Origin of the sequence: Halorubrum alkaliphilum (assembly GCF_017873815.1) — an archaeon.
Taxonomy (GTDB): domain Archaea; phylum Halobacteriota; class Halobacteria; order Halobacteriales; family Haloferacaceae; genus Halorubrum; species Halorubrum alkaliphilum.
On record NZ_JAGGKQ010000006.1, the window covers coordinates 142,801 to 148,867 of the forward strand.

Genomic DNA, 6,067 nt, shown 5'->3' on the forward strand with positions numbered 1-6,067 from the left:
ATCACTCGGTCAGTCGCTGCCCCGGTCGCGAGCGTAATCGAGCGCTTTTCCGGGCGCTTCGAGCAGGTTGAGGCCGATCCCGACGATGATAAAGAGGGTGTACAACCCGAGCGTCGACAGGCCGAGTATCAGCATTGCGGCGATCGCGGTGGGGCCGTCGAGATACGCGAACGCGCCGAAGATCAGGACAGTGCCGTATAACAGCACGAGATACGGACCCCATCCCCGGGCGTGTCCGCGTCGCATCCGCGAGCGCACGTACCGCTTCAGCTCCGACTCAACGGCGGGTTTATCAACGGTTCGCCGTTCCACGTCGTCCTCGAACTCGTCGAACTCCGCGCGCAGCCGCCGCACCTCCGCCTGTAACGCCGCGACATCCGGTGCCCCCTGTGGTCGTTCGTCGTCGCCGGCGTCGTCCGCACTGTCCGGCTCGCCGTTCATACCCGTGAGTCGGTCGCGGTCGTGTTGTAACTGCCGGTCGGCGACAGCGCTTGCCCCCGCGCCAGCAGCGGCGCTTGACCTCGCGTCGTCAAGCGGTCCGGGGGTGGACGCCGGTGGTGTTCGATCCGCCAATACGACGTTGACGACGCCGCCGACCACGACGACGATTGCGGCGACGTACAGCCACGTCACGAGCAGCAGTATCCCGCCGATAACGCCGTACACTTGGTACTGGCCCGCGCTCGCGGCGTACAGCTGAAAGCCGGCTTGGAGGACCGTCCAGCCGACCGCGGCAACGGCCGCCCCCGGAAGTGCCTCGCGGGCGGAGATCGACGGCTGCGGGAGCATGTAGTACATCGGGAGAAACACCGCGGTGAGGAACACAGGCAACGCGAGGATGCTCGCCGTCTCGACCAGCGGGATCGCGTCCACGGCTGCGACGAAGGTGCCGACGGCGACCATCACGGCGATACCAACGCCGATCGCGAGAACGACGGAGGCGGCGTCCGCGAGTTCCCGAAGGAGGTCGGGCGAGGTGTCCGCGCCGTACAGCGACACGAAGGCTGTATCGAGACCGCGGAACACCTTCAACGTCGACCAGACGAGGACGGCTACTCCGAGAACGCTCGCGCCTGCGCGCCCGCCGGCGGAGGCGACGGCGGTTTCGACTGCCTCCGCGCCGGCGGGAGTGAGAAAGTCGCCGGTTGCCGCGACCACCTGCCCGGCGATCGTTTCGCCGAAGACGACCGTCGCAACGACGACGAGCAGCAGGAGCGCAGGGATGAGCGAGACGAAGGCGTAGTAGGCGATCGCGGCCGCGAGAAACGTCACCTGCCGATCGACCGCAGTATCGACGACGCGACGAGTCGTCTCAAAGGCGGCCATCGAGCGCGAGAGCATGCTCACGCGTTCGGGCGAGCGGAGTAAAAACGGGGCGGGTTGGACCGGCGTCCGCCGTTTCCGTCCTTAGTCGTCCTCGCCGAGCAGGACCGCTCGCATCTCCGGGACCGACGCGTCGGTTTTGACTGCGGTGCCGCGGTAGTGTGCACGGCTCGCCTCGTAGCCGGCCGCGCGAAGCCGGTCGACGAACTCGTCCATCCCGATCGCGGGCTCGCTCCACTGCTTGTACAGTCGGTGTTGGTCGTAGTGCGTCGGCGTATCGAGCTCGCGGGCGACGGTTCCGAGGAGCGTCCGCGCGCGTTTCGCCTCCCCCATGTCGTCGGTGACGTGTTCACGGACCGATCGGGTGAACTCGGCGTCGGCGACCGGCCCCAACCATATCGGGCCGGCCGTGAGCACGCGATCGCTCCCGCAGATCGGGCACGTCTCGACCGGGTCCGCGATCAGCCCGAGCGTCGGCTCGCGCCAGAGGCAGTCCTCACAGGTGTCGACGTATCCGAGCTGGTCGATAGATCCGTCCGCCGCCTGCGCGCCGGACTCCAACTCGAGATAGGTCCGCGCGTAGTGTCGGGAGACGTGTGAGACGATCGGCCGGGCGGCCTTGTCGTATCTGGCCGCGGTCCGGACCAGCGCGGAGATCAGCGTCCGAAGCCCCATCTCCGGGTGGTAATCGGTGTTACGTGGGACCGCACCGTACTTCCGGATCCCGCTGTTTAGATGGGCGCCACACAGCGGCGCGGTGTCGGTGGCGGTGACACAGACGAGGTTCCGCGCGTTCGCCAGCGCGGCGTCCGCGAAGGGGATCGGCGTACCGTACGGATCCAGATCGACGACGTCGAACGGGCCGTCATCGTACAACAGGGCGTTGACGTCGCGGCGGGCAGTCTCACCGTCGAGGCCGTTCTTCGCGAGGTTCGAGGCGGCCAACTCGACCGCGTCGGGGTCGACGTCGGCGCAGGTGACGTCGTACCCCTCGCCGGCAGCACGAACCCCGCGGATCCCCGAGGCGGCCATCGCGTCGAGATACGTCGCGACTCGCGGCTCACGTTCGTGATACGCGCGCAGGACCGCGACCGTCACGTCCCGGTTCAGCTCCTGTGTCGGGTTGAAGAAGACTCCGCCGCCCGTCCCCTCGCTCGCGCCGTCACGAGCCTCGGGGACGCGCACCGTCACTCCGCCCTCCTCGATGTCCATGCCACGGCTTCGTCGATCCGCGACAAAAGAGCCCCGCTCCGGGGACGATGGCGGGTGGAGACCCCCCGTCCTCTCGCTCCCGACGGACGGGATTCGGCGTGAACGTTATCGGGTACGGGGATAAGACGGTGATATGGCACCCGCTGACGGCGTGACCGGTGTCGGGACGGACGCGTCGGACGAGGGCGCGGACGCCGAGACGGACACGTCGGTCGCGGACGCCGTCGGTGACGAGGACTCCCCGGATTCCGACGACCCTGACGTGGTCGATCGAACGGTACTTCGCCGACAGGCGGCGTTCGTCGCTCTCACGTTCCTCGGGATGGTGGCCGGGCTCGTGGGAGGCTGGGTTGACGCCTCCGCGACGTTCGTCCGGTGGAGTTACGGGGTCGCATACGTCTTCGGCGGCTGGTACGGGCTCAAGGAGAGTGTCCGCGCGCTCCGGGAGCCGGCCGTCGAGATCGACCTGCTGATGGTCCTCGCGGCAACCGGCGCGCTGTACATCGGCGCGCCCTTCGAGGGAGCACTCTTGCTGTTCCTCTTCTCGCTGTCCGGCGTGTTGGAAGGATACGCGATCGGCCGGTCGCGGACCGCGATCCGGTCGCTCATGGAGATGCGCCCGGAGTCGGCACGGGTCCTCCGGAACGGCGAGGAGACAACGGTTCACATCGACGACGTCGAGATCGGCGACGTCTTCGTCGTTCGGCCGGGTGACCGGCTCCCGCTCGACGGCGTCGTCGTCGACGGGGAGAGCTCCGTGGACCAGTCCTCGCTCACCGGCGAGTCGGTCCCCGTAAGCAAGGAGCCCGGCGACGACGTGTTCGGCGGCACAATAAACGAGACGGGGAGCCTCGAGGTCCGAGTCACGCGCGAGTCCGACGACTCCGCGATCGCCCGGCTCATCCATCTCGTCGAAAAGGCACAGAACAAACGAGCACCGACCCAACAGCTGATCGACCGATTCGAGCAGCCGTACGTGTTGAGCGTCTTCGCGATGACGGCGGTCGCTATCGTGATCCCATTCGTCGTTCTCGATCACGCCTTCGACCCCACGTTCTACCGAGCGATGACGCTCATGGTTGCCGCGTCGCCGTGTGCGGTCATCATCTCCACGCCGGCCGCCGTCCTGTCGGCCATCGCCGCCGGCGGTCGGCGGGGCGTCCTGTTCAAGGGCGGCGAACACATCGAGACGGCAGGCGACGTCGACGCCGTCGCCTTCGACAAGACCGGGACCCTGACTGAGGGGAGCACGCGGCTGACGGACATCTCCGCGTCCACGTCCGGCCCTACCGACGACGAGCTTCTCGGGATCGCGGCCGCCGTCCAGTCCCGGTCGGAACACCACCTCGCGGAGGCGACCGTTGCGGCCGCCGAGGCGCGCGATCTCTCGATCCCCGACGCGACCGGCTTCGAGGCGGTCGTTGGCAAGGGTGTCCACGCGAACGTCGGGGGAGACACGATACACATCGGGAACCCGCGATACTTCGAGACGGTGACTGCCGGCCGGAAGATCGCGGGACTCGGGGCGGGAACGGATCGAGTTCGCGAGCTGGAAGCGGACGGGAAGACGGGAGTCCTCGTCGTGCGAGAAACTGACGACAACGGCGACACGCCGACCGACCTCATGGTTCTCGGCTGGTTGGCGTTCACCGATACGATCCGCGAGAACGCGGCGGCAACGATCCGGAAGCTGCGCGAGGAGGGCGTCGAGACGGTCGTCATGCTCACCGGCGACAACGAGCGCGTGGCTCGCTCCATCGCCGACCAACTGGGCCTTGACGAGGTACACGCGGGGCTGCTCCCCGAGGAGAAGGTCGATCACATCGAGGCGTTACAGGAGCGGCACGAGGCCGTTGCGATGGTCGGTGACGGCGTCAACGACGCGCCCGCGCTTGCGACCGCGGACATCAGCGTGGGGATGGGCGGGGCCGGAACAGACGTGGCACTCGAAACGGCCGACATCGTGCTGATGTCCGACGACATCGGGACGCTCCCGTACGCCTTCTCGCTCAGCCGCGAGACTCGAAAGACGTTGTACGTCAACTTCGCGATCGCGTTCGGGGCAATCCTGATCATGATCGCGGCGATCCTCGCCGCCGGGATCCCCCTCCCGCTCGCGGTGATCGGGCACGAGGGATCGACCGTCCTCGTGAGCCTGATCGGGCTTCGACTGCTCCGGTTCGAGGGCTGAGGCGTCGTCGTCGGCCCTGACCCGTCCGCCATCGAGCGGACACGAGATCGTGTCAGTACTTGAGTAGCGAGTAGGCGATACACGCCAACCCGGCGGCGATCAGCAGCGACTCCATCGTGTACAGCATGAGGAGGTGGCCGGTTGTGAGCCAATCTCCCCCACCGATTCCCGGCGCGTAGAGGGCTTCCGTGACGATACTCGCCGTGATGAGCCCGAATCCGAGGGTGGTGTACCGGAGGTTCTCGCGTTCGAGCCGGCGTTGTGCCCGATAGCTGAGAACGGTGAGCGCGCTCCCCAACACGAACACGAGGAGGTTGCTCACGATGAACATCCAGAGTGCGGTGTTGGGCATGCTCACTCCTCCGTGGGCGACTCCGACGGAAGGTCGGGAAACTCCGAACTCACCGAGCCTCGGTGCCCTTCGCCGAGATCACGGAACAACTCCCCGAACTTGTCGACCGTGTCCTTCCGTATCTCCAGATTGACGGTGAACTCGCCGTCCTCAACGCGCACGTTGATCTCTTGGAGGTCAGTCGCGTACTGTTTCGAGTGACCGCTCTCGGTGTCGACGACCTGCTCCTCGGAGAGCATGTCGTACTCGACGAGCACGCTGATCCGTCGATAGATCGTCGGGAGCGACGCGTCACAGATCTGCTCGAACTCCTTGGCCGACAGCGGCCGCACGCTGGCGGCCGCGAGGATCCGCCTGCTCTCGTCGCTGGCCAGTACCTCGAATATCCCGCCGGGGTCCCATTGATTGCTCATGATCGGTGGTGAAGCCTCGGTTGACGCGTCGTTCTCTCACGGATGAGCGCTGCCCGATCGCGTTCGTCTCCACGCTGTTCTCGCACGCTATTAGTCTCCCGTGTTCGGATCCACCGATCGATGGCGGGAGTATATCGAGTATATTGATACGGTGGTGTTTATAACTGAGAGAGTGGTGTTGCTGGCGGCGGTTTATAAGTGGTCGAAGGTGTGATGAACTACTCAAAAGCTCCAGCCGCTCGTTTATAAGTCGGAGACTGCGGATCGACGCTGACGACCTCCAAAGCCCCAGCCGTGTGAGCGGCGTAGGCGTTCACGAGAGCTCCGCTCTCGTGAGCCAATCAGAACGCTGCGCGTTCTGATGACGACGCAAGCACCGCAAGGAGCGGAGCGACTGAGGAGCGCAGCGAGCGTACGCCGCTCACACGGCTGCCCCTTTGAGTTCCACCCGCAACAGCAACCGCACCTCACACCTCCCCAGCCTCGTCGGGGGCCCCCCCCCCCCGGGGCGGCGGGGGGGGCCCCCACCCCCGCCCGCCCGGCAACCCCGCGCCCCCCCCCCCGGTACTTTTATAA

5 protein-coding genes are annotated in these 6,067 nt (G+C 66.5%); 1 reads left to right on the forward strand and 4 read right to left on the reverse strand.

The window, feature by feature from the left end:
• Positions 1–9: 9 nt before the first annotated feature.
• Positions 10–1,341 (reverse strand): YihY/virulence factor BrkB family protein, encoded by a 1,332-nt coding sequence (locus tag J2751_RS06365; protein ID WP_209484284.1) that lies wholly within the window; start codon positions 1,339–1,341, stop codon positions 10–12.
• A 66-nt stretch (positions 1,342–1,407) separates the two neighbouring features.
• On the reverse strand, positions 1,408–2,535 hold the full coding sequence (locus J2751_RS06370) for a tRNA (guanine(26)-N(2))-dimethyltransferase (RefSeq protein ID WP_209484286.1): 1,128 nt from the start codon (positions 2,533–2,535) through the stop codon (positions 1,408–1,410).
• A 133-nt stretch (positions 2,536–2,668) separates the two neighbouring features.
• On the opposite strand from J2751_RS06370, the gene J2751_RS06375 reads away from it, so the two are divergent.
• Positions 2,669–4,726: a heavy metal translocating P-type ATPase gene (locus tag J2751_RS06375; protein ID WP_209484287.1), complete on the forward strand. Its 2,058-nt coding sequence runs from the start codon at positions 2,669–2,671 to the stop codon at positions 4,724–4,726.
• Between the two features lie 52 nt (positions 4,727–4,778).
• On the opposite strand, the gene J2751_RS06380 is transcribed toward J2751_RS06375, so the two are convergent.
• Both J2751_RS06380 and J2751_RS06385 read right to left on the reverse strand, forming a co-directional pair.
• Positions 4,779–5,078 carry a DUF7521 family protein gene (locus J2751_RS06380; protein ID WP_209484289.1) on the reverse strand — a complete coding sequence of 100 codons (300 nt, stop codon included), beginning with the start codon at positions 5,076–5,078 and terminating at the stop codon, positions 4,779–4,781.
• A 2-nt stretch (positions 5,079–5,080) separates the two neighbouring features.
• Positions 5,081–5,491 (reverse strand): winged helix-turn-helix domain-containing protein, encoded by a 411-nt coding sequence (locus J2751_RS06385; RefSeq protein WP_209484291.1) that lies wholly within the window; start codon positions 5,489–5,491, stop codon positions 5,081–5,083.
• Positions 5,492–6,067 lie beyond the last annotated feature (576 nt).

Bases quoted from the DNA above. Each gene is read 5' to 3' on its own strand.
- J2751_RS06380 (WP_209484289.1), bottom strand. From the start codon at position 5,078: ATGCCCAACACCGCACTCTGGATGTTCATCGTGAGCAACCTCCTCGTG.
- J2751_RS06375 (WP_209484287.1), top strand. From the start codon at position 2,669: ATGGCACCCGCTGACGGCGTGACCGGTGTCGGGACGGACGCGTCGGAC.
- J2751_RS06385 (WP_209484291.1), bottom strand. From the start codon at position 5,491: ATGAGCAATCAATGGGACCCCGGCGGGATATTCGAGGTACTGGCCAGC.
- J2751_RS06365 (WP_209484284.1), bottom strand. From the start codon at position 1,341: ATGCTCTCGCGCTCGATGGCCGCCTTTGAGACGACTCGTCGCGTCGTC.
- J2751_RS06370 (WP_209484286.1), bottom strand. From the start codon at position 2,535: ATGGACATCGAGGAGGGCGGAGTGACGGTGCGCGTCCCCGAGGCTCGT.